We start from the raw sequence: 22,207 nt of genomic DNA on the forward strand, positions 1-22,207 counted from the left end.
AAAATATTGGGAATTATGTGATAAAATAAAAAGGAGAGGATGTGAATGCTGAATGAACTTGTTCGAAAGTAATATTTTTACATTGATATATACTTGTTTAGTAATCGGACTTATCGTTTTGTTTTTCATATCATTTACTTTGTTTATTAGAAGAGTATTACAAAGCAGCGTTGCAAAGAAACACCACGTGATTAATATGAACCAGAAGCTAGATCGAATTATTGAATTGCTTGAAAAAGATAAGAAATAGTGATAGAAGAAGTATGAAAAGGGGAAGAGAATGGCGAATTATATAAAAGAATTACGTGAAAAAGTAGGGCATGATTATGTTTTCTTAAACTTTGCCGGTGGTTGTGTATTTAATAAAGAAGGAGAAGTATTACTGCAAAAAAGAGGAGACTTTAACGCTTGGGGCTTTCCAGGTGGCGCAATGGAGATAGGAGAATCGGCTGCGGAAACTGCAATCCGAGAAATAAAAGAAGAAACCGGGTATGATGTAGAAATAAATGAGCTTATTGGAGTGTATACAAAATATTTTCAATCATATCCAAATGGAGACAAGGCACAGTCAATTGTGATGTGTTTTTCATGCTCAATAGTTGGGGGCGACAAAAAAGTAGATGGTGATGAAACGTTGGATTTGAAGTTTTTCCCGTTAGACGACATGCCACCGTTATTTTGTAAACAGCATGAAGATTGCCTGCAAGATTTATTGGAGAAAAGAGTAGGGGTATATCGTTAACATATAAAAAAGAAGCTAAATGAGATTAGCTTCTTTTTTATGTTTTATTTCCACCAATCATCAAACATTGACGCTGGTACTTGTCTTTTATGCTCACTCACTGTGTAACGTTTTTCAATTTTCTCTGCAACGTCAGCTGGAACTGCTTTACCTTCTAAATAATCATCTAATTGATCATAAGTAATACCTAACTCTGTTTCGTCAGCTTGACCTGGTTTTTCATCTAATAAATCAGCTGTTGGCATTTTTAAGTAAAGTCGCTCGTCTGCACCTAACTCTTGTAATAATGCACGTCCTTGGCGCTTCGTTAATCCCGTTAATGGTAATAAATCTGCACCACCATCTCCGAATTTTGTAAAGAACCCTGTTACAGCTTCTGCAGCGTGATCTGTTCCGATAACAAGTAGCCCTTTTTGTCCACCAATTGCATATTGAGTAACCATACGGATACGTGCTTTCACGTTACCTTTATTGAAATCTGTTAATGATTCACCCAATAAGTTTTCATATTGATTTGAAAAAGCATCAACAGTTGAAGCAATATCAAATGCAACAGATTGATCTGCTTGAATGAATTGTAATGCTAATTGTGCATCATCTTCATCTTTTTGTACTTTATAAGGAAGACGTACGGCGATAAACGTTACATTACCACCTTCGTTACGAATTTCTTCAACTGCAAGTTGTGCTAAGCGTCCTGCTAAAGTAGAGTCTTGGCCGCCGCTAATACCAAGTACAAATCCTTTTGCGCCTGTTTTTTTTACATAATCTTTTAAGAAATCAACTCGTTTACGAATTTCAACTTTTGGATCAATTACAGGCTGAACATGTAATGCTTTCATAATCTGTTCTTGTAATGTCATTATGTTTTCCTCCTATTCATATTAAAGCGGTAAATAAGTTTATATGTATAATGGTACATACTTCTATCCTTTATTATTTCGCAAAACTAACGAATATACAATAGGATGTGTGTATGAATATGAATGTAGTCATTATAAATAAAGTACTATGTATAAGCAATTTTTTTAAACCTTTCAAAACTGTAAGGTTTTTGTCATTTGAATCGATGGAAGGTATTTCCGTACTTTACTAATATAAAAACATAGTTAGTAGAAAGAAGGGCGGAGAAGTAATATGAACATTAGAGAACTCGCATATCGGAATGTAACGCGAAATAGACGGACATACTCAGCCTATTTTTTGAGTAGTGCATTTGCTATTATGGCCTTTTTTGTGTATTCATTTTTTGCGTTTCATCCGGCATTAAGTGCAGGAGAATTGGGTCAGTACGTATTCGTAAGTATGTCTTTTGCACAGTCTATTATTTACTTATTTACATTCTTCTTTATTTTATATTCGATGGGAATGTTTTTAAAAACGAGAAAGCGTGAGCTAGGAATTTTAATGATGCTAGGTATGACGAAATATCAATTAAAGCGTCTTATCTTTTTTGAAAATATTATGATTGGAATAGGGGCAATTATTTTTGGTATTCTTTCAGGTATGTTATTTTCAGGGGTATTACTATTTGTCGCCCCGATGATATTAAAACTAGATATATCCTTATCCTATTACATACCGATGAAAGCAATTGTTGTAACAAGTATTATGTTTTTCATATTATTTATGATCATATCATTGTTTAGTGCAGGAATGATTCGTAAAAATAAAATTATGAAGTTGTTTAGAGGGTCAGCAGAGGCAAAACCGGAACCGAAAGCATCAATCATTTCTTCAATATTAGCAGTAGTATTGCTTAGTGCTGGCTATGTAGGAGCTCTTCTATCGCATGGCGCAATGGTATTTATTATGATGATTCCTGTTACAACGGTAGTTATTATTGGGACGTATTTGTTGTACAAGCAGCTGAGTGTCTTTATTATTCGATTATGTAAAAAAAGTAAACGTTTCTATTGGACACAGACTAATATTATTACGTTATCAGATTTAGCGTATCGCATGAGAGATAACGCAAGAATGTTCTTTATTGTAACCATTATTTCTACTGTAGCATTTTCCGCAATAGGGACATTAGTCGGCTTCGCATCCATGACGAAAGGGATAATGGAGAGACCAATTGCGTTTCATTACCATTCTAAGCAAGGGAATAGTAACGAATCACAACATATACAAATGATTGACAAAGGATTAAAGAAACATAATATAGCAGCTTCAAAAACTAATATTTCGACAAAGAAAACGGAGGAACAGTCGTTAAGAAGCGCCACTTTTATAAAAGAATCAGATTATAAGGAATATGCAAAGTTAACAGGAGAACCATTTAATACTGTAGCCAATAAAGAGATTGTATTTTTGTCAGCTGATATACCAGGGCCAGCGATGAAAGAAAGAAAAGAAATTACTTTACCCAATATGAATGAAAGTTTAAAGGTGAAAAAAGTTACTTCATCTTCATTGGGGAAAATATTAAGAGGAAATGTTTATGTAATCTCTAATAATCAATATGATTCATTACAAGATGGATTTATAGAGACAAAAGATTATATGTATAAAACTGAAAGAACGAAAGATGAGATTGAAATTGGTAAAGAGCTTACTCATCAAATTAAACCGTATCAAGAACAGTCAACGTTTAGTGCGGAAGAGTACGAACAAAACCAAAGTTTACAAATTGCAGGACCGATTTTATTTGTAGGTTTCTTTATTGGTATAGTATTTTTCGTTTGCGCAGGAAGTTTCCTTTACTTCCGTTTATTCTCCGATTTGGAGGATGATGTTCGCTTGTTCGAAATGATTCGAAAAGTTGGATTGACGAGTGGGGAATTATCGAAGGTAGTTACAATTCGATTGGCGCTTTTATTCTTCGTTCCAATTGGTGTTGCAACATTACATGGGGCAGTAGCCTTAACTGCGTTAGGGCAAATGTTTGAGTACTCATTGTTTAAAGAAAATACAGTTGTATTAAGTATTTTCATAGGTATTCAAATTGTATACTTCTTACTTATAAGATCCCGTTATGTAAAACAATTGAAAGAGAGATTACGTATGCATTAAATGTGTTTTTTTAACTCGAGTACAAAATTTTCTAAAAAGAGGCAAGTATTGCCAAAAAGTGATAAAATGGAAAAAGCGAGGTGGAAAAATTAATATAGAGTAAGGGGGGAGAAATATGAAAGCAACAGGAGTTATTCGAAAAGTAGACGAATTAGGACGAATTGTTATCCCTAAAGAATTACGCGATGTATTGGGAATACAAATCAAATCACCGCTTGAAATTTTTGTAGAAGCAGATAAAATCATTTTACAAAAATATCAACCTTACAATGCTTGCCAAATCACAGGTGATGTTTCAGAACAGAACATATCATTAGCAAATGGAAATATTACTGTTGGGATAGAGGGAGCGGAATATTTAGTAAAAGAAATAGAAAAGTTTTTAAACAAGAGTGAGGTTTAGTCTTAATTTATATTATTTTTCAAATTACATATCATTCTTTTAAAAGACTGTAAGAGGACCATTAATTGGTTCTCTTATTTTGGTTAGTAGTTGAACGACATGGGGTGTTACTTCCTACAAATCATAGGGAAAATAAAAAAGTAGTATAAAGTTAGTAAATGATGTTGAGAAATATTTGAAAAGAAGGAAAACAAAAAGAATAAAACGAATGTTACATTTACACGTATTCAAAAGTGGTCTGAAATGAAAATAATACATTTTCAGGAGGGATTACGATGAGTAGTACAGTGAATAAACAAAAAGGTATACAATTGATTCCGTTTACCGTAAATAAGGTGGTAGAACAAGTAAATGAAATTCCACCAGGTGTACAAATGATTCACGCTCCGCAAGTATGGGAAAAGAGTGTGAAGGGGCAAGATGTAGTCGTTGCCGTATTAGATACAGGGTGTGATACTAATCATATAGATTTAAAAGATCGTATTATCGACGGAAGAAATTTCACAAAAGATTATGAAGCTGATCCAAATGTGTATCTTGATAATAACGGACATGGTACTCATGTAGCGGGGACGATTGCCGCGACTGAAAATGGTGTCGGTGTATTAGGAGTTGCACCACTTGCTAAAATGTTAGTATTAAAAGTTTTAGCGGGAGATGGTTCTGGAAGTTATGAGCAAATTATTGAGGCAATTCATTATGCTGTAAATTGGAGAGGGCCGAATCAAGAGAAAGTGAGAATTATTTCAATGTCACTTGGTGGTCCGCAAGATGTTCCAGAATTACATGAAGCAATTCAAAATGCGGTAAAGCAGGATGTTCTCGTTGTATGTGCTGCTGGAAATAATGGAGATTGCGATGATGAAACAGAGGAATTAGATTTCCCAGGTGCTTACTCTGAGGTAATTGAAGTTGGTGCTGTTAATTTAGAGCGGAAGATTGCATGTTTTAGTAATTCAAATCAAGAAATTGATCTAGTAGCGCCAGGTGATGAAATATTATCTACGTATCCAGATGGGAAATATGCTGTGTTAAGTGGAACTTCCATGGCGACGCCGCATATTGCTGGGGCGCTCGCCTTGCTCATTAAACAGTGTGAGAAAGAATACGGTCGAAAGTTATCAGAGCCGGAAGTATATGCACAACTTATTAAAAGAACTGTACCTTTAGGGTACGAACGTACATCTGAAGGGAATGGATTAATAGATTTATTAAAAGAATAGCCATATTAAAAAACATCTCATATTCATATGAGATGTTTTTTAATATGGCTCTGTCGCATGTAATACAACTTGTAACAAACCTGGGAATCTAGCATTTAAATCTTCTTCACGAATTGAAATGAAACGTTGTGTTCCTTCAAGGCGTGTGTACATAACACCTGACTCACAATGAATAGAGTACTAGCTGTATTTTTCACGATAATGTTTATGATCGGTACAGACACTTTCTTAATTTCACCACTGTTGCCGACATTACAACAGGTGTATCATGTTTCAACCGAGTTGTCAGGATGGATGGTGAGTTCGTATGCTTTAGGGTATGCTGGATTTGCGCTTATTGCTGGTCCTATATCAGATGGATTAAACAGAAAAAAAGTGATGGTACTAGGTATGAGTTTTTTTGCAATAAGTACGTTTTTGTGTGGAATTGCACCGAGTTTTTGATGGATGCTAACATTTAGATTTTTAGCAGGTGTAAGTGCAGCTTTTGTATCTCCACAAGTGTGGGCATCCATTCCGCTCCTTATAGAGAAAAAGCAAATTGTGAAAGCAATTGGGGTTGCAACAGCAGGGTTATCAATCTCTCAAATTTTAGGGCTGCCACTGGGAGCTTATTTAGCAACGATACATTATACAATCCCATTCTATTTCATTGGTATATTATCAGCACTACTTGTTATTCTTATTTATGTTGTATTACCAGAAATACAGTCGGTTCATATAGGTGGAGATAAAAAAGTGATTTTACAGCGTTATAAACAATTACTTACAGATTCAAAGGTTTCACTTTCTTATTTTGCATACTTTGTTTTTCAAACCGGAAATTTTGCTGCATTTTCATTTTTTGGTGTATGGCTTTCCATTCAATTTGGCTCACAAGTTCATGAAGTAGGTACAGCTATGCTTGTACTAGGATTAGGAAATTTAACTGGTAATATTTTTGGTCCTAGAATCGTAAATAAAATTGGTTATAACCTTTCTTTCTACGGTGGAATTATATTTACAGCAGTTCTATATGTATTACTTCCACATGTAAAGAACATTGTATTGGTGGAGTTATTGTTCTTTGCTTTGTTTTTTGTGACAGGAATTTTGTTTGTATTAATGATGAGGCACTTACAAAACATGTCTAGTGTAGCAAGAGGAACAGGTGCCGCCCTTGCTAACGCCTCGATGTACATTGGCCAAATGATTGGTGCGGTAATAGCAGGAATGTTATTTGCAACATCTCACAATTTTATACTAGTAGGTAGCTTTACAGCGTTATTATATGTTGTAGCTTTATTTCTGTTTAGAAAAGGTGAAAGCATTAGTAAAGATAATGAAAAAGGAATTGCATCATAAAGTTTTAGTAAATCAAAAAACAATTTTTTAGGATAAGTTAAAAAGGTGCTTTTTGATTGCATAGTTGCTGTATTTTTAATAATTCGTCGTTGAGCTGTATGATTGAAAAGGATTTGTAATAAAATTATAGGAAAATAAAAAACCCCTATATAGATAGGGGTTTATATATCGGCATATAGCTCCTCGGAAAAGGATATACCTAGTTTAACATATAGGAGTACTTATAATTGTGAAATAGATGTGAAAGTAATGTGAAAAATGTTGTAATAAAAAGCACTGTTTTAGCTAATATAGCTAAAACAGTGCTTTTCTCTTTGATTGAACAGTTGCAGCATTTTCATCATGTATACCTGCATCTTTAATAATTCGTTGTTTTGCTTTATTTAATAGATGGTTTACTGCTTCGCCAAAATAGTTAGCTTCGCTTTTTGTGCGGGCTTCTCGTAAACATTTATAGTTTTCTAGCAGTTCCTCTTTTTCGGAGTTTGTTAAGAAATCTTCTATTTTCTTTTTTGTCATACGAAACACCCTTTCTCCTGACAAACGACGCAATAGAAAATATTTATTTCTCATTATAACAATAATTTTAAAAGAAAGTATACACTAACGTCGCAATAATTTGTCAATTTCTTGAATCTTCTCATCAGCTTTCCCAATTTGCGTATTTTTAGCCTGTTCGCCACCAAGAGCTTGATGTAGTAAAAAAGTTTGACCGGAAATAGCAGTTACAATGGATACTTTTATAATTTCTTTTATTGCGGTGACATCGAATAAAACGAGCCCAAGAAGTGCGGCTAGGCTACCAGTAAAAATATCAGTTAAAAATCCAAAATGAAAAAATGTTTTCAAACGGCGTGGAAGCAATAACTTACCTTGGTTATTGATTAGATGGGAAACGAAGCCGGTAATGCCACCAACAAGAACAGCGGTTAGCCATTGATACATTTCCATCGAATCCACTCCTTTTAGTGAATAAGATTCGATTATTTTATATTGATTCCTTTTAATATTTCATATAAGCATATTGAGAAAGTTTGTTTGGGGATATTTTGTATTCAAATTAATTATAACAGAAAATTTAGATAGATTTCAGTCTATTATATGAATCATTTTTACAATAATATGAATGCAGAAAGGGGTGCGTGATATGAATATAGATTATCGAATAAGAAGTGTAGATGGTTATACAAAAAAAATAGGGGAATTAGTAAGCCTACTTGAGCATACGAGAGCTGTAACATTAGGCGAAGTAAAAAATTTATCAGTTGAGCAATTAGATTTAATTATGCAAAGCAGCGGAAATTCAATTGGCGCCTTATTAAAGCATATAGCAGCTATTGAAAAAGTTCATCAGCTTATTTCATTTCAAGATCGTGACTTTACAAAAGAAGAATTAGAAATATGGGAAGATGCACTGTATTTAGGGGAAGCGGGTAGAGCAATCTGTGGTCATGAAATACAGTATTATGTACAACTTCTACAAAGTGTTCGAGAAGAATCTCTGAAGTATTTAAGTGAACAAGGTAATGAGTGGCTCATGTCAGAAAGAAAGTGGCCTAACGGTGTAGTATATAACCAGCACTATCTTTGGTTTCATGTGCTAGAAGATGAAATTAGTCACCGAGGACAAATTAGAATGCTCAAAAACAAGTTATTTGAAAATTACGTTAAATGATGTAGCTTTTTATAGGAGAATTCCATATAATGAGAGTAATTAAAATAAGAACGGGGTGATGTATTATGGCGAAAATAACTTATATGAATAATAAATCAAATACAAAGGTGGATGGAAAGGGCGAAACGATATAAGTGAGCGCACTATCCTTCCACTTAGCTTAAACTAGGGAGGATATCAATTTGAATCAAAATATTTTAGAATCGTATGGCTGGGATTCTTTTTTTGAGGAACAAGCTGTAGAGAACTTTGAAGTAGGGCGTATTTTACTTGAGCATAAGCATATATATCGAATTATTTGTAATGATGGTGAATATATGGCAGAACTGTCTGGAAAGTTTCGGCATGAAGCAGTAACGAAGGGAGATTATCCAGCTGTTGGTGATTGGGTGTATATAAAGAAAATAGAGAATGAAAAGAAAGCTATCATTCATCGTATTTTTCCGAGAAGAAGCTCTTTTTCTAGACAAGAGGCTGGTACTCGAACGGAAGAACAAGTAATAGCAGCAAATGTAGATTATTTATTTTTAGTGAATGCACTTAATCATGATTTTAATGTTAGAAGGATGGAACGTTATTTATTATTAGCGTATGAAAGCGGTGCTATGCCAGTTATTGTTTTAACAAAGAGTAGTATATGTAATGATGTGGAACGGAAAATTGTAGAAACGGAAGCTATAGCAATTGGTGTTCCTATTTTCGTTGTTGATAGTTTAGAGCATACAGGTATTGATTCGTTGAAACAATTCGTTTCTTCAGGGAAAACAATTGCTTTAGTTGGGTCATCAGGGGTAGGAAAGTCAACTTTGTTAAATGCACTAATAGGAATTGAGGTAGCAAAAACGGGAGATATACGTGAAGAGGATAGTAGGGGGAGGCATACGACAACGCATCGAGAGTTATTTCAATTGCCAAGTGGCGCTCTCGTAATTGATACTCCCGGTATGAGAGAATTGCAACTTTGGGAAGGAAGCGAAGCGATTCAAACAACATTCTCTGATATTGAAAAACTTGCGACAACATGCCGTTTTCGTGATTGTAAGCATGAGAATGAACCAGGATGCGCGGTGCATAGTGCAATTGATAACGGACTTATTACGATAGATCGTTTGAAAAGCTATAAAAAATTACAAAGAGAACTGGCGTATTTTATGAGAAAACAAGATGTAATCCTTGCCAGAGCAGAGCGTGATAAGTGGAAAAAGCTTTCTAAACAACATAAAAAAATGTAAAAACCAAAGGGTGCCCCTTTGGTTTTTTTCTATTTGTAAATTTTATAATAATATTATTCATATATATAGACAAAGGGAAATTAATTGTTTAAACTTTACAAAGTATTCATCATAATAGGTTATGAAAATAATAATTAGGGATTGGGAAATATTCATAATTAACTCAATTTAACTTTTAAATTTGAAAATTAGGAGGTTCATAATGGGGAAACTATTAAATTTGTTTCGTGATATGAAAGTAGCAAAAAAGCTATTAATTTCATTCTTTGTAATTTTAATTGCGGCTGTGTCTATTATCGGAGGCATGTCTTATCAAACAGCCAAAAAGAATTTTGAATCGCAAATTAAGAGTAGTGCCAACGACAATATAAAAATACTGGATAATTTAATCAATCAAATGATTGATGCAAAATTTAATGATGTGAATAATTTTGCACGGGTGATTCAGGGGAATATGTATCAAGGAGATAATCAGGATGAATTAAGGAAAATGTTATCTCAATATATAAATTTAAATAAAGATGTTGAACAAGTATATGTTGCCGGAAATGATAAAAAATTTGTACAAGAACCAAATATACAAATGGCAGCAGACTATGATCCAACAGAGCGTTCTTGGTATAAAGATGCGGTTGCAAAACAAGGTGGTATTGTTGTTACTGAGCCATATAAGGCAAAAGGAAATGGACATATTGTCGTAACAATCGCAAAACAAACAGAAGATAAAAATGGGGTTGTTGCGCTAGATTTAAGTTTAGATAATTTATTAAAAACATCAAAGTTAATTAATATTGGTAAAAAAGGATATGCCTTCATTTTAGATGGAAAGCAAAAAATAATTGCTCATCCACAAGAAAAATCAGGGGAAAAAGCGGCTGATTCTTGGGCAAAGAAAATTTATGAAGATAATCACGGTGCTTTTTCATATTCTTATGGCGGTAGTGAAAAGAATATGGTATTTGCTACAAATGTAAAAACAGGTTGGAAAATTGGTGGGACTATGTACTCAAGTGAAGTAATTGAAGCTGCTCAACCTGTATTTTATAATATGTTAATTGTTATGCTTATCTCATTAGTAATAGGTGGAGCACTTATTTATTTTGTAACACTTTCAATTACGAAGCCTTTAAAGAGATTAGTTGTTACCTCTAAAGAAATAAGTGAAGGGGATTTAACGCAAACAATTGAAATTCATTCTAATGATGAAATCGGCCAACTTGCTAAAGGATTTAATGAGATGACGAATTCGTTACGGACGTTAATCGGAAGAATTAACGATTCAGCTGGGCATGTTGCAGCGGCATCAGAAGAGCTAACTGCAAGTGTAAGGCAAGCAAGTGAAGCGACTGAGCAAATCACAATCGCAATGGATGAAATATCAAGTGGGGCAACGACGCAAACAACAAGCGTAGAAAATGGCGCTATGTTACTGTTTGATGTAACGGAAGGAATTCAGCATGTAGCAAATAGTTCATCATCTATTAATACGGCTTCTGCACATACTCGTGAAAAAGCAGAAGATGGTGGGAAACTAGTAGGAAGAACAGTAAACCAGATGCAGTCTATTGCAGAATCTGTGTCACAATCAGATGCAGTTATACAATTACTAAATAATAAATCAAAACAAATTGGTGATATTTTAGAAGTAATTCAAAATATTGCAGATCAAACAAACCTTCTAGCTTTAAATGCGGCGATTGAAGCCGCAAGAGCCGGTGAGCATGGAAGAGGTTTCGCAATTGTTGCAGATGAAGTGCGTAAATTGGCAGAGCAGTCTAGCGTATCTTCTAGTGAAATTAGTAAATTAATATGTGAAATACAAGATGATATGGGTAAGACAGTCAAATCTATGAATCATGTAAATGAGGAAGTTCAATCTGGACTTGTTATCGCAAATGAAACGAAGCAAAACTTTGCTGAAATTTTACAATCTACAAATGAAATAGCTAATCAAATTAAGACGATGGTTGAAACGGCTAATGGAATGTCAAAAGGGGCAAATGAAGTATCTATTTCGGTAGGACAAATTGCAATGACAGCACAAAATAATGCAACAAGCACACAAAATGTTGCGGCTTCAGCTGAAGAACAGCTAGCTTCGATGGAGGAAATTGGATCCGCAGCGGGCACGTTATCTCAAATGGCTGAAGAGTTACAAGGACTAATTGACAGATTTAAAGTTTAATAGAGAACAGACTATCCCCTAGTAGCATTATGCCACTAGAGGGTAGTCTGTTTTATTGTGTAAAATCAAATAGGGATGTAGACTTCCTTTATGACGTTTAAAATGGCATTTTGCATAATGTTTGTCGAAAAATAGAGGTATTTGTTAGCTTTGTGTATAATTATTAACGTATAGAATACAAATAAAAGGAGAGTATTATGGGAGTGTATTGGGGGACAAAAAGACATTCTTGGCTTAGTTACGTCTCATTTTGGCTAAGTATTTCATTTTTTATTGTTTTTCTAATTGAAGTGTTTATATTAAAAACACTTTCGAATAGCTCGGTACAAATTGTTAAATATTTTTATTTTATACTTGTACCAGTAAATATTTTTCTTAGTTTAAAGTTACTATTTAAGAAGAATGAAAAGAAAGCGTTACCTATTTTTAGTTTCGTTGTCTCATTATTATTTGCAATTTTAATAATCGTATTAGTTTTAGCAGCTATAGGGAATTTCTTTTAAGGGGAGTGGTATAAGTCACTCTCCTTTTTTATTTGTGGTAGTCTTACTATATATAAAAGTATGAATGCTGTGAGCTAATAAAAGCGGAGAGTAGACAATATTTGCATGGATTAAAGCCTGACGCTATTTAAACTTGTAAGAGTGTATGGAGTAATGAGGTAATATACATAATAATGGAGATAGAATTAGTTATTTTATAAGTATCTATGAAGCAAATGAATACGGTAAGAACGGTGATATATGGTACAATAGCTATGGATAGTGATAGAGATAAAGGGTATATAAAATACTCATCGTTTTTTAGTAAGAGAGGGGTTATCTTATGCTATACGAGGATTTGGAGACATTATTTCAAACAGCTCCGAAAGAAGATAGAGGCGGATGGAAATATATAATCCAAGAACAAAATGATACATATAAAATTGTTGATGAAATACTGAAAAATCAAATGAGTGTCGAATTGTATTTTAATGAATACGATGAGGTGAAAATCACTTTATATAAAGATGGAATTCCCATTACGACTATACAAAGAATTGTGATTTCAAAAGTTGAATTAGACGAAGATGAAGAAGGTATTCAATTTGTTTTAGAGCGCATGCCTAGTCGAATGATCCGGTTGCAGTTAAAGCCGTATTTAGCATTAGAAATGGGACCGTACTGGGAAGTATGTGATGATTGTGAATGAACATAAAAAAGCATCCAATAACATGGATGCTTTTTTATGTTTTTTGAAGTTGTTTAAACGCAATGATTGGAAGTATAACAATACTTACCCATCCGATGATAGGATATAGAATATGAAGTAAGTCACTGTAACCGATGTAACTAAAGCAATAACTAATTAGTAAAATGAAGAAAATAATATTGTGATTTTTCCACCCAGTAATAGATTGCATCTGTTTTGTCATTCCGAACACATTACCAACTAAAGTTGTGAAAACTTCACCGAAAATAATGAGAACGAAGAAGAAGTGAAAAGTTGCATTAAATCTTCTTATGACTTCAGCCATTGGGATGTTATATTGATAAAATTGATCGACTGATAAGATTGCTAAATGGCTGCATAATAAAATTAAAGAAAGTCCAGCACCACCTAAAATCCCACCCCAAAAAATGGCTTTTCGATCCTTTACTTCACTGGCTAATGGGACGAGAACACTTTGGGCGAGAGAAAGATTTAAGGCGACATATGTAATAGGGCTAGTAATCCATTTCATATTCCAACTCTCTGCAGGAATAGTGTTATTAATGGAAGGTGTACCGTGAAAAAAGGTTGTAATAGCAAGTCCGATAATAAAAATCATCATAATAGGTACGACAAGTGTATTTACTTCAAAAACACCTTGTAATCCGCGGCTACTTATAATGAGACAAGCGATAACTGTAATGAGAATACCGAGTTGTCTTGGTAAGCGAAGTTGCTCTTCAAATACTGCACCAGCCCCTGATAACATAACGCTCGTTACACCGAATAAAACGAGTAATAATAATGTGTTTACAACATTCCCAAATACATCCCCAAATAAATATTTGTTAAATTCTTGCGCTGAAAATGCCCCGATTTGTGATGAAAGTAACATCATCTTTGTGCCGAGCCAAATAAAAAAAAATCCACTTACACATATGCCAATTGTCCCGTATAATCCATTCACTGTGAAAAATTCAACAATTTCTCGTCCAGTAGCAAATCCAGCTCCAACGACAGTTCCGATATAAGTAGCAGCTACTTTCTTTGCTACTTGCCATTGTTGATTGTCCATGTTATCCCTCTTTCTACTATGATGAGCTTGATGTACTATTATGCATATGTATGAGCTTGGACAATTAGACGTATGAAGTGTTTGAAAAAATACATGAATTAAATGATATTAGGGAAGTATTAAAGGTGTTAAAACTTTGTTACATATAAGCCGATTGTTCGAAAGGAAAGGGAATGTATGGTAAAATGTAATTAGGTTATTAAAAGATAAACATTACAAAATGATAAGAGGAGTGGATTGTATGAGTACGAAAACAAATGTTGTTGAAGTATTAAACAAGCAGGTAGCAAACTGGAATGTGTTATATGTGAAATTGCATAATTATCACTGGTATGTGACAGGGCCACACTTCTTTACATTACATGAGAAATTTGAAGAGTTTTATAATGAAGCTGGAACGTATATTGATGAGTTAGCAGAACGTATTTTAGCTTTAGAAGGTAAACCATTAGCGACAATGAAAGAATATCTCGCAACATCTAGTGTCAGCGAAGGGACAAGCAAAGAATCTGCAGAAGAAATGGTGCAAACATTAGTGAATGATTATTCTGCACTTATTCAAGAATTAAAAGAAGGTATGGAAGTTGCGGGCGAAGCTGGCGATGAAACATCAGCTGACATGCTGTTAGCAATTCATACAACATTAGAACAACATGTATGGATGCTAAGTGCATTCTTAAAATAACGATAAAAAATATAAAGAAACCCATTGAAAAATTATTTCAATGGGTTTTTTTATGATTTTTCAGTTTTCTTTTATGCTATAATATAGTAAAAAGGAGGCGATGCGATGTTTCGCTTTTTTAGAACTGGAAAAGAAGAGCGGGAAATTACGAAAGATGAATTAGAACAAGCGATGGCTCAGTTTTTAGAAACGAATGCTAATATCGTTTATACAGTATTAGTAAATGAAGATTATACAGTAAATTATGATTTGTTAAAACCGTATTTACCTGCATTTCCAACAAATGATTTTCTCATAACGAAGGAAACGCTTGAGGTATTTGAACATACAGCAGAAAATTTAAACCTAGTGAAAGAAATTGATGTCGTACAAAAGGCAGTAGATCAATACGTAACAGAAAAAGAAATGTTCCCAATTGTTGAAGGTAGCGAAGATCGCCTCATATGCGGAATGAAACTAGGACCTTACTTAAATCGTAGCTTAAAAAGAGACTTATATATTTCAGAAAAACATTATTTAGTTTCAAGTAAACCAGATAGAAAAAAACAAAAGAGCGGGTAGACGTAATGAAAACAACAATACATATATTGTTGTCTTTTTTTTGTTTGTTAAAATATTGACTTTTCAGTTTATTAATATTTATATTAAATGTATTGGACAGAGAAGGATAACTATTAAGTATCATTCGGAGAATAAGATATTGCTAGGGCGAGTTATATAAAATCTTCACAAAGTGGTATAAAGATTCGCAAAATAAATATTATAAAAAGTTTCGGGGGAATTGGTACATGAAAAATAGTATGACTTACATTCAATTATTAAATGAAACGTTACGTTGTTATGCAAATAAAGGAAGTTTTGAAGCGTACAATTATATAATGGAAAACGCTACAGGTGTAATAGGGAATGAGGCGCAAATATATAATTTTAAGTATGCGCTCGCAAGTGCATCAGGACTTGAAAAAGAAGCATTACATTTAATGAGGGAGGCCATTATAGAAAAGGGATTCTGGTATGGAAATGAATATTTAATTTCCGACGAAGATTTAAAATCACTACATAAATTTAAAGAATTTCATACAATGGTGCAATTATGTAAAGAAAGAGAAGAATTAGCACATAAAAAGGAAAGACCAGATGTGAAATATATATACAGCAAGAAAGAGGGGAATCTACTACTTACATTACATGGTGACCAAGAAAATATTCAAATAGTAGAGCCATATTGGAAATCAGTTTTGGCACAAGATTACACGTTAGCTTTACCACAGTCTTCACAAATTCAGTTTTCAGATGGATTTGTTTGGGATGATATAGAGAGAGGGAAAGAAGAATTAAAAGAGCATTACAATAATTTTATAGAAAATCATACAGTAGAAAATGTAATAATTGGTGGTCTTTCTGCAGGGGCAAGAGTAGCTTTATATACGATTTTGCAAAAAGATATAGATGTGGATGGTTTTGTTTTTATAGCACCGTGGCTTCCCGAGATTGAAGAATGGGATGAGTTGCTAAGAGTGCTGCAGGATAAACATATAAAAGGATATATAGTATGCGGGGATCAAGATGAAGATTGTTTCGAATCCACGCAGCAATTTGTACGATTATTAAGAGATAAGAATATAGAACATAAGTATAAAGTTGTGCCTAACTTAGATCATGATTATCCTATTAACTTTGATGAGCTATTAAAAGAAGCTATTGAATATATAGGAAACAAAAACAATAAGTAGTAAGAAAAAGAGATGCATCACTTGTGATGCATCTCTTTTTAGAGTTATAAATTAAAAGCATTTGCTAGTAAGCGATAAGACTTTAATTTATGTTCAAATTGATGGGTAATCGTGACAATCATAAATTCGTCAGTATTGTATGCTTTGCTTAAGTTTATTATTTTTTCTTTTACAGAAGACGGATCACCAACAATCATACGTTGACGATTTTCTTTTATACGGAATAAATCATAAGCACTGTATGAATAATTTTGAGCAGTTTCAATAGAAGGTGTACCAGTAGTTCGTTTTCCTTGCTCTAATAATAAGATTGATAAATCTAAACTAGAAGCAATTTTTTCCGCTTCTTCATTGGTTTCTCCGCATATAACAAAGATGGCAACGATTGAATTAGGCTTATCTCCTAAAAATGAAGGCTGAAATTGTTCTTGGTAAGCCCTCATAACTTCAGGGCCTCCGAAGCCATTAATAAATTGTGCAAATGCGAAAGAAGCTCCGTTGTTTGCAGCAATTTTAGCGCTCTCTCCGCTAGAACCGAGCATCCACATTTCAGGAGATGTTGGGATAACTGGAGTAGCTTTTAAGTTTGCATAGTGATGGTTTTCTGGTATTTGATCATGTAAGTACATTGCAACGTCTGCAATTTGTTCTGGATATTGATCAAGTGAGACCATTTTCCCTTCTTGAAGTGCGCGAGTTGCTATTGGCATACCACCAGGAGCTCTACCAACACCGAGATCGATGCGGTTCGGATACAGTGCTTCTAGAACACGGAAATTCTCAGCAACTTTATATGGGCTATAATGTGGTAACATAACACCACCTGAACCGACTCTAATACGGTCCGTTTTTGCTGCAATATGAGAAATAAGTATTTCTGGACTTGAACCAGCTAAGCTTACGGAATTATGATGTTCGGATACCCAAAAACGTGTGAATCCGAGTTTTTCAACTTCTTGTGCAAGCGTAACTGTATGTGAAAAAGCTTGGGCTGCTGTGCTACCATCTGAAATAGGTGATTGGTCTAATACACTTAACTTGATCATAGAATATACCTCTCAATCTTAATGTACATCCTATTATATATTTACTTATGAAAAATGCGTAGTGAAATGCTCAAAATGAAAAGCGGATAATCCTATTTCCGCTTTTAACGAGAAAATCCGCGTTCATAATGATTCATTTCGACCAGATTTAAAATATATTCATAGTTGTCAATTTCACATTTTAGCTGTTCACGTTCTTTTTCAGATAGTGTTATATTGCTAAGTTTTTTACATAAGTTTTGTTTCTTTAATTCTAAATGCTTTTTTGTAGCGTGGTAATCATAAGTATGTTTCATTTTTTAGTCACTCCTTCGTTGCGGTTGCTATATTATACGAAGCATAAAGAAATATGAAATCTGTCTCTTATGTACTTTTAGTGAATATTCAAATTGCAATGGTGTTATGTTTATGGAGATTTATGAATAAAATGCACTAAACCACTAACGTCCATTTGATGAAGTAAGGGGTGGAATTGTGCAGAAAGATATAATGTATAACACTGAAATGGATGAAGCGTTAAAAGTTATAGATAAAGGATTGAAGAAGACGATAAATCCAAAACAAATTATTGTAGTGGGAGCTGGTATGGCTGGATTAGTTTCAGCATCTTTATTAAAGGCTGCAGGACATGATGTGAAAATTTTTGAAGCAAACAATCGGGTAGGTGGCCGTATAGAAACGGTTAGAATGGAAGATACCGGATTATATTTAGATGTCGGAGCAATGAGAATTCCGTATTCGCATACATTAACGATGGCTTATATAAGAAAATTTGGGCTACAGGTGAGTCCATTTATTAATAGAAATGAGACGGATATTATATACGTAAATGGACGAAAAACGACGTTGAAACAATATGAAAAGGATCCAAGTATTTTAAGGTATCCTGTGGAAATGAATGAAGTGGGAAAAACGTCTGAAGAACTATTGTTATTAGCAGTACAGCCGATAATAAATTTTATTAAAAGAAATCCAGAGAAAAATTGGGATGTTGTAGTGAAGGACTTTGGGAGATATTCCACAGGACAATTTTTGAAGTATCACCCTTATCAGTATAATACTTACTTTTCGCCAGTAACAATTGAGATGATTGGTGTTCTATTAGATTTAGAAGGTTTTTTGGAACGATCGTTTGTAGAGACTTTACGCTTTCTATACATTATGCAAGAGGAGAGCGGATTTTGTGAAATTGTGGGCGGGAACGATAGATTGCCAAAGTCATTTTTACCGCAATTAGAAGAGAATATTATATATAATCAAAAATTAATGAAGCTACATCAACACGATAATGGTGTGACAGCTTTCTATCGGAACGAGGAAACTTTTGAATATAGTAGTATTACAGGAGATTTAGTTATTGTTACCATTCCGTTTTCGACAATGCGTTTTGTAGAAGTAGATCCGTTTGATTCTATATCTCATGAAAAATGGAAAGCAATTCGTGAATTACATTATATGCCTGCGACGAAAATAGGAATTCAATTTAAAAGCCGATTTTGGGAAGAACAAGGACAATTAGGTGGCAGAATTATAACAGATTTGCCAATTCGTTATGCCTATTATCCAAGTTATGGAATTGGTGAGAAAGGACCGGCTATGATGTTAGGTAGCTATACATGGTCTTATGACGCATTGTTATGGGATGGTTTATCAAAAGGTGATCGTATTTATTACGCATTACACAACTTAGCAACAATATTAGGTGGTCAAGTGTATGATGAGTTCATATCTGGAATATCAAAAAGCTGGACATTGGATCCGTATGCGCTTGGAGGATTTGCACTTTTTCAAGCAGGTCAAGAATCTGAGCTGCAACCAGCGATTGTCAAACCAGAGGGGAGAATATTCTTCGCTGGAGATCATACAACGCTATATCACGGATGGATTCAAGGTGCGATTGAATCTGGAATTCGTGTAGCGGCGGAAGTGAATGAGTAAAAGGTTTTCAATTCAGAAAATTCTTTACTATATAACTTGAGATGGATATTATTATATATAAAAGAATTATGGGGAGTGTTTACAGTGAATCCGTTATTATTCGATTTTCCTTCTGAATTTTATACTGACAGGCTTTTTATTCGAATGCCGAAACCAGGAGATGGTAAAGTTGTATATGATGCAATTCAGGCTTCAATACAAGAACTAAAACCTTGGATGGTGTTTGCACAAAAAGAGCAAACAGAGCAAGAAATAGAAGAAAGTATTAGAAAATCACATATTCAATTTTTGCAACGTGAGGATTTAAGATTACTAGTATTTTCGAAAGAAACAGGTGAATTTATTGCTTCAGCCGGATTACATCGTATTAATTGGGATATACCTCAATTTGAAATCGGATATTGGATTGATACAAGGTTTAGCGGAAAAGGCTATATGGTAGAGGCTGCGAAAGGTATAACGGATTACGCTTTTTCTGAATTGAAAGCAAACCGTGTAGAAATTCGTTGTGATTCTTTAAATAAGAAGAGTAGAGCGATACCTGAGAAATTAGGCTTTAAGTTAGAAGGTACGTTAGAAAGTGCGAGTGTTACGGTAGATGGAAACGGATTAAGGGATATGTGTGTATTTGCCATGACTAGAAATACATATGAAAAAGAAGAGCTGTAAGAAAACAGCTCTTCTTTTTATGCATTATGGTACAGGATGCCCATTAGAGCTTTCGAAAATTGTAAACCATTGTTGACGGTCTAAGTTAACGTTTGTAGCAAGAGCAGCCGTTTTTACGCGATCTAATTTACCAGAGCCAACGATTGGCATCATATTAGCTGGATGAGCAAGTAACCAAGCATACATAACCGTATCGATACTAGAAACACCTAGCTCAGTAGCAACTTTTTGCATAGTTTCACGTACACGTACGGCGCGTTCTGATTGACCAGTAAAGATTTCCCCACCAGCAAGAGGTGACCAAATCATTGGATTGATTCGTTTTTCTTGGCATAAATCAATTGTCCCTTTTTCAAAATGCTCAAGCTGCAATGCAGAAACTTCAATCTGGTTCGTAATAAGCGGGAAATCTAAGTACGAACTTAACATATTAAATTGTGAAGGTAAGAAGTTAGATACACCGAAGTGACGAACTTTTCCTTCTTGTTTTAATTGTGAAAATGCTTTTGCCACTTCATTTGGATCCATAAAAGGATCGGGACGATGAATAAGTAATACGTCAATATAATTTGTATGTAAATTTTTAAGTGATGCTTCTACACTTTGCATAATATGCTCTGCACTAGTATTGTAGTGAGCAACATATCGCTCTGGAAATTTCGGTGATGGGGGAGCGATTCCACACTTTGTAATAATTTGCATGTTTTCTCGTAAGGAAGGCTTTAATTGTAAAGCTTCGCCAAATAACCCTTCACACGTATATCCGCCGTAAATATCAGCGTGATCAAAAGTAGTAATTCCCATATCCATACAATCTTCAATGAAAGAAAGTAATTCTTGTTTCGTCATATTCCATTCTGCTAAACGCCAAAATCCTTGAATAATACGAGAAAATTCTAGCGTTTCAGCCATTTGAACTCGCTCCATTATAAGTACCCCCTTGATGAATAATAATGTTTTGAAAAGGCTTTCTTACTACATGTTATTATATAGTTAATTAGGTGTACAGACAATAAATATGTTTTGCTACAAAAATGATTTTCTCTATATGCTATAATGTAGAAACATATAGCTATAAGGAGAGGTACGAAATGATTCCAGTAACAATATTAACTGGTTTTCTTGGATCAGGGAAAACGACTTTATTAAATCGTATTTTATCAGAAAATCACGGTAAGAAATTAGCGGTGATTGTAAATGAAATAGGGCAAATTGGCATTGATAATCAGTTGATTATGAATGTAGAAGAAGAAATTATGGAAATGACAAATGGCTGTTTATGCTGTACTGTACGTGAAGATTTACTTGTTGCTTTAAAACAGTTACTGGACGTAAAAGCAGAAGGGAAAATGGATTTTGATGGTTTAGTAATTGAAACGACTGGACTTGCAAATCCAGGGCCGATTATTCAAACATTCTTTTTAGATCCAGTCATTCAATCTGCATACCAAATTAACGGTGTTGTAACGGTGGTAGATAGTTATCATATACATAAACATTTTGAAAAAGGATTAGAGGCAAAAGAGCAAATTGCGTTTGCGGATGTCGTTTTAGTAAATAAATTAGATTTAATTGAAGAGAGTGAGAAAGAAAATCTCTTGCATGAAATTCAAGGAATTAACCCGACTGCAAAGTTAATTGAGGCGACTAACTGTGAGGTAGATATACCATCTTTATTACAAATCCAAACGTTTAAAACGAAAGATACGTTGCAAATTTACCCTCATAAAGAACATAATCACTTAGAAGGTGTGAAATCATTTGTATTACGTGAAGAACGTCCGCTGGATTTACAAAAGCTTAATGAGTGGATGTCAGCTGTCGTTCAAGAGCTAGGGGAATATTTATATCGTTACAAAGGAATTTTATCGATAGACGGAGTAGATAAACGTATCGTTTTCCAAGGTGTACATACGTTATTTGCCGCTTCGTACGATAGAGAGTGGCAAGAGGGCGAAGAGCGAGTAAGTGAAGTAGTTTTCATCGGAAGAGATATTAATAAAGAGTGGTTCCAAGAACATTTTGAAGAGTGTGTGAAATAAGTCTGC

The 22,207-nt window shown here is 34.1% G+C and carries 23 protein-coding genes and 2 pseudogenes; 17 read left to right on the forward strand and 8 right to left on the reverse strand.

The window, feature by feature from the left end:
- Positions 1 to 52 precede the first annotated feature (52 nt).
- Complete coding sequence (locus tag BUA87_RS01345) at positions 53 to 250, forward strand: DUF4083 domain-containing protein (protein WP_001048104.1); 198 nt, start codon at positions 53 to 55, stop codon at positions 248 to 250.
- 30 nt (positions 251 to 280) lie between these two features.
- Positions 281 to 742 (forward strand): NUDIX hydrolase, encoded by a 462-nt coding sequence (locus BUA87_RS01350; protein ID WP_000024996.1) that lies wholly within the window; start codon positions 281 to 283, stop codon positions 740 to 742.
- Between the two features lie 44 nt (positions 743 to 786).
- Here BUA87_RS01350 and nadE read toward each other — a convergent pair whose 3' ends face one another.
- On the reverse strand, positions 787 to 1,605 hold the full coding sequence (gene nadE / locus BUA87_RS01355) for an ammonia-dependent NAD(+) synthetase (RefSeq protein ID WP_000174904.1): 819 nt from the start codon (positions 1,603 to 1,605) through the stop codon (positions 787 to 789).
- A 274-nt stretch (positions 1,606 to 1,879) separates the two neighbouring features.
- Here nadE and BUA87_RS01360 point away from each other — a divergent pair, with 274 nt between their 5' ends.
- From BUA87_RS01360 to BUA87_RS01370, 3 genes are all read left to right on the forward strand, one after another.
- Complete coding sequence (locus tag BUA87_RS01360) at positions 1,880 to 3,760, forward strand: FtsX-like permease family protein (RefSeq protein WP_001025995.1); 1,881 nt, start codon at positions 1,880 to 1,882, stop codon at positions 3,758 to 3,760.
- 115 nt (positions 3,761 to 3,875) lie between these two features.
- Positions 3,876 to 4,163, forward strand: coding sequence for an AbrB/MazE/SpoVT family DNA-binding domain-containing protein (locus tag BUA87_RS01365; RefSeq protein ID WP_000648324.1), 288 nt, complete (start codon positions 3,876 to 3,878; stop codon positions 4,161 to 4,163).
- Positions 4,164 to 4,438: 275 nt separating this feature from the next.
- A complete protein-coding gene (locus BUA87_RS01370; protein ID WP_000099763.1) occupies positions 4,439 to 5,386 on the forward strand; it encodes a S8 family peptidase in 948 nt (315 codons plus the stop codon).
- Positions 5,387 to 5,425: 39 nt separating this feature from the next.
- On the opposite strand, the pseudogene BUA87_RS31525 reads toward BUA87_RS01370, so the two are convergent.
- Positions 5,426 to 5,551, reverse strand: a pseudogene (locus BUA87_RS31525) (transcriptional regulator); the annotation flags it as partial.
- Positions 5,552 to 5,554: 3 nt separating this feature from the next.
- On the opposite strand from BUA87_RS31525, the pseudogene BUA87_RS01380 reads away from it, so the two are divergent.
- A pseudogene (locus BUA87_RS01380) lies at positions 5,555 to 6,730 on the forward strand (MFS transporter).
- 294 nt (positions 6,731 to 7,024) lie between these two features.
- Here BUA87_RS01380 and BUA87_RS01385 read toward each other — a convergent pair.
- Together BUA87_RS01385 and BUA87_RS01390 are read right to left on the reverse strand one after the other, a co-directional pair.
- Positions 7,025 to 7,249 (reverse strand): hypothetical protein, encoded by a 225-nt coding sequence (locus tag BUA87_RS01385; protein ID WP_000162602.1) that lies wholly within the window; start codon positions 7,247 to 7,249, stop codon positions 7,025 to 7,027.
- Between the two features lie 84 nt (positions 7,250 to 7,333).
- On the reverse strand, positions 7,334 to 7,681 hold the full coding sequence (locus tag BUA87_RS01390; protein ID WP_000426317.1) for a DUF4257 domain-containing protein: 348 nt from the start codon (positions 7,679 to 7,681) through the stop codon (positions 7,334 to 7,336).
- Between the two features lie 196 nt (positions 7,682 to 7,877).
- Here BUA87_RS01390 and BUA87_RS01395 point away from each other — a divergent pair, with 196 nt between their 5' ends.
- The 5 genes from BUA87_RS01395 to BUA87_RS01415 all read left to right on the forward strand — a co-directional run bounded on the left by BUA87_RS01395 (position 7,878) and on the right by BUA87_RS01415 (position 13,013).
- Entirely contained in the window at positions 7,878 to 8,405 is a 528-nt protein-coding gene (locus BUA87_RS01395) for a DinB family protein (RefSeq protein ID WP_065228693.1), read from the forward strand.
- Between the two features lie 182 nt (positions 8,406 to 8,587).
- On the forward strand, positions 8,588 to 9,637 hold the full coding sequence (gene rsgA / locus BUA87_RS01400) for a ribosome small subunit-dependent GTPase A (protein WP_065228694.1): 1,050 nt from the start codon (positions 8,588 to 8,590) through the stop codon (positions 9,635 to 9,637).
- Between the two features lie 202 nt (positions 9,638 to 9,839).
- Positions 9,840 to 11,822 (forward strand): HAMP domain-containing methyl-accepting chemotaxis protein, encoded by a 1,983-nt coding sequence (locus BUA87_RS01405; protein ID WP_000517286.1) that lies wholly within the window; start codon positions 9,840 to 9,842, stop codon positions 11,820 to 11,822.
- Positions 11,823 to 12,019: 197 nt separating this feature from the next.
- On the forward strand, positions 12,020 to 12,325 hold the full coding sequence (locus BUA87_RS01410; RefSeq protein WP_072938239.1) for a hypothetical protein: 306 nt from the start codon (positions 12,020 to 12,022) through the stop codon (positions 12,323 to 12,325).
- Between the two features lie 322 nt (positions 12,326 to 12,647).
- Positions 12,648 to 13,013, forward strand: a complete 366-nt coding sequence (locus BUA87_RS01415) for a DUF3979 family protein (protein WP_000965063.1) — start codon at positions 12,648 to 12,650, stop codon at positions 13,011 to 13,013.
- Positions 13,014 to 13,047: 34 nt separating this feature from the next.
- Here the strand turns inward: BUA87_RS01415 and BUA87_RS01420 are convergent, their stop codons facing one another.
- A complete protein-coding gene (locus BUA87_RS01420; protein WP_000370207.1) occupies positions 13,048 to 14,088 on the reverse strand; it encodes a YkvI family membrane protein in 1,041 nt (346 codons plus the stop codon).
- A gap of 241 nt (positions 14,089 to 14,329) precedes the next feature.
- Here BUA87_RS01420 and BUA87_RS01425 point away from each other — a divergent pair, with 241 nt between their 5' ends.
- The 3 genes from BUA87_RS01425 (at position 14,330) to BUA87_RS01435 (ending at position 16,506) form a co-directional block, all read left to right on the forward strand.
- A complete protein-coding gene (locus BUA87_RS01425) occupies positions 14,330 to 14,773 on the forward strand; it encodes a Dps family protein (RefSeq protein WP_000105199.1) in 444 nt (147 codons plus the stop codon).
- A 105-nt stretch (positions 14,774 to 14,878) separates the two neighbouring features.
- Positions 14,879 to 15,334: a DUF3939 domain-containing protein gene (locus BUA87_RS01430; protein WP_000488209.1), complete on the forward strand. Its 456-nt coding sequence runs from the start codon at positions 14,879 to 14,881 to the stop codon at positions 15,332 to 15,334.
- A gap of 227 nt (positions 15,335 to 15,561) precedes the next feature.
- The gene (locus tag BUA87_RS01435; protein ID WP_072938242.1) at positions 15,562 to 16,506 is read left to right on the forward strand and encodes an alpha/beta hydrolase; all 945 of its coding nucleotides are present in this window, start codon (positions 15,562 to 15,564) and stop codon (positions 16,504 to 16,506) included.
- 44 nt (positions 16,507 to 16,550) lie between these two features.
- Here the strand turns inward: BUA87_RS01435 and BUA87_RS01440 are convergent, their stop codons facing one another.
- Both BUA87_RS01440 and BUA87_RS01445 read right to left on the reverse strand, forming a co-directional pair.
- Positions 16,551 to 17,552 carry an LLM class flavin-dependent oxidoreductase gene (locus BUA87_RS01440; RefSeq protein ID WP_000594038.1) on the reverse strand — a complete coding sequence of 334 codons (1,002 nt, stop codon included), beginning with the start codon at positions 17,550 to 17,552 and terminating at the stop codon, positions 16,551 to 16,553.
- Positions 17,553 to 17,656: 104 nt separating this feature from the next.
- Positions 17,657 to 17,848, reverse strand: a complete 192-nt coding sequence (locus BUA87_RS01445) for a DUF3896 domain-containing protein (protein ID WP_000683362.1) — start codon at positions 17,846 to 17,848, stop codon at positions 17,657 to 17,659.
- A 178-nt stretch (positions 17,849 to 18,026) separates the two neighbouring features.
- Between BUA87_RS01445 and BUA87_RS01450 the strand changes: the two genes are divergently transcribed.
- Together BUA87_RS01450 and BUA87_RS01455 are read left to right on the forward strand one after the other, a co-directional pair.
- Entirely contained in the window at positions 18,027 to 19,490 is a 1,464-nt protein-coding gene (locus BUA87_RS01450) for a flavin monoamine oxidase family protein (RefSeq protein WP_001168111.1), read from the forward strand.
- A gap of 84 nt (positions 19,491 to 19,574) precedes the next feature.
- Entirely contained in the window at positions 19,575 to 20,159 is a 585-nt protein-coding gene (locus BUA87_RS01455) for a GNAT family N-acetyltransferase (protein ID WP_001068747.1), read from the forward strand.
- A gap of 24 nt (positions 20,160 to 20,183) precedes the next feature.
- Here BUA87_RS01455 and BUA87_RS01460 read toward each other — a convergent pair whose 3' ends face one another.
- Complete coding sequence (locus BUA87_RS01460; protein ID WP_000442793.1) at positions 20,184 to 21,086, reverse strand: aldo/keto reductase; 903 nt, start codon at positions 21,084 to 21,086, stop codon at positions 20,184 to 20,186.
- A gap of 164 nt (positions 21,087 to 21,250) precedes the next feature.
- Here BUA87_RS01460 and BUA87_RS01465 point away from each other — a divergent pair, with 164 nt between their 5' ends.
- Complete coding sequence (locus BUA87_RS01465) at positions 21,251 to 22,201, forward strand: CobW family GTP-binding protein (protein ID WP_000613426.1); 951 nt, start codon at positions 21,251 to 21,253, stop codon at positions 22,199 to 22,201.
- Positions 22,202 to 22,207 lie beyond the last annotated feature (6 nt).

The sequence above is a fragment of the Bacillus sp. bc15 genome (assembly GCF_900142585.1).
Lineage (GTDB): Bacteria > Bacillota > Bacilli > Bacillales > Bacillaceae_G > Bacillus_A > Bacillus_A cereus.

Excerpts from the sequence above, each read along its gene's own strand:
- BUA87_RS01345 (WP_001048104.1), top strand. The coding sequence starts at position 53 with ATGAACTTGTTCGAAAGTAATATTTTTACATTGATATATACTTGTTTA.
- BUA87_RS01350 (WP_000024996.1), top strand. The coding sequence starts at position 281 with ATGGCGAATTATATAAAAGAATTACGTGAAAAAGTAGGGCATGATTAT.
- nadE (WP_000174904.1), bottom strand. The coding sequence starts at position 1,605 with ATGACATTACAAGAACAGATTATGAAAGCATTACATGTTCAGCCTGTA.
- BUA87_RS01360 (WP_001025995.1), top strand. The coding sequence starts at position 1,880 with ATGAACATTAGAGAACTCGCATATCGGAATGTAACGCGAAATAGACGG.
- BUA87_RS01365 (WP_000648324.1), top strand. The coding sequence starts at position 3,876 with ATGAAAGCAACAGGAGTTATTCGAAAAGTAGACGAATTAGGACGAATT.
- BUA87_RS01370 (WP_000099763.1), top strand. The coding sequence starts at position 4,439 with ATGAGTAGTACAGTGAATAAACAAAAAGGTATACAATTGATTCCGTTT.
- BUA87_RS01385 (WP_000162602.1), bottom strand. The coding sequence starts at position 7,249 with ATGACAAAAAAGAAAATAGAAGATTTCTTAACAAACTCCGAAAAAGAG.
- BUA87_RS01390 (WP_000426317.1), bottom strand. The coding sequence starts at position 7,681 with ATGGAAATGTATCAATGGCTAACCGCTGTTCTTGTTGGTGGCATTACC.
- BUA87_RS01395 (WP_065228693.1), top strand. The coding sequence starts at position 7,878 with ATGAATATAGATTATCGAATAAGAAGTGTAGATGGTTATACAAAAAAA.
- BUA87_RS01405 (WP_000517286.1), top strand. The coding sequence starts at position 9,840 with ATGGGGAAACTATTAAATTTGTTTCGTGATATGAAAGTAGCAAAAAAG.
- BUA87_RS01410 (WP_072938239.1), top strand. The coding sequence starts at position 12,020 with ATGGGAGTGTATTGGGGGACAAAAAGACATTCTTGGCTTAGTTACGTC.
- BUA87_RS01415 (WP_000965063.1), top strand. The coding sequence starts at position 12,648 with ATGCTATACGAGGATTTGGAGACATTATTTCAAACAGCTCCGAAAGAA.
- BUA87_RS01420 (WP_000370207.1), bottom strand. The coding sequence starts at position 14,088 with ATGGACAATCAACAATGGCAAGTAGCAAAGAAAGTAGCTGCTACTTAT.
- BUA87_RS01425 (WP_000105199.1), top strand. The coding sequence starts at position 14,330 with ATGAGTACGAAAACAAATGTTGTTGAAGTATTAAACAAGCAGGTAGCA.
- BUA87_RS01430 (WP_000488209.1), top strand. The coding sequence starts at position 14,879 with ATGTTTCGCTTTTTTAGAACTGGAAAAGAAGAGCGGGAAATTACGAAA.
- BUA87_RS01435 (WP_072938242.1), top strand. The coding sequence starts at position 15,562 with ATGAAAAATAGTATGACTTACATTCAATTATTAAATGAAACGTTACGT.
- BUA87_RS01440 (WP_000594038.1), bottom strand. The coding sequence starts at position 17,552 with ATGATCAAGTTAAGTGTATTAGACCAATCACCTATTTCAGATGGTAGC.
- BUA87_RS01445 (WP_000683362.1), bottom strand. The coding sequence starts at position 17,848 with ATGAAACATACTTATGATTACCACGCTACAAAAAAGCATTTAGAATTA.
- BUA87_RS01460 (WP_000442793.1), bottom strand. The coding sequence starts at position 21,086 with ATGGAGCGAGTTCAAATGGCTGAAACGCTAGAATTTTCTCGTATTATT.
- BUA87_RS01465 (WP_000613426.1), top strand. The coding sequence starts at position 21,251 with ATGATTCCAGTAACAATATTAACTGGTTTTCTTGGATCAGGGAAAACG.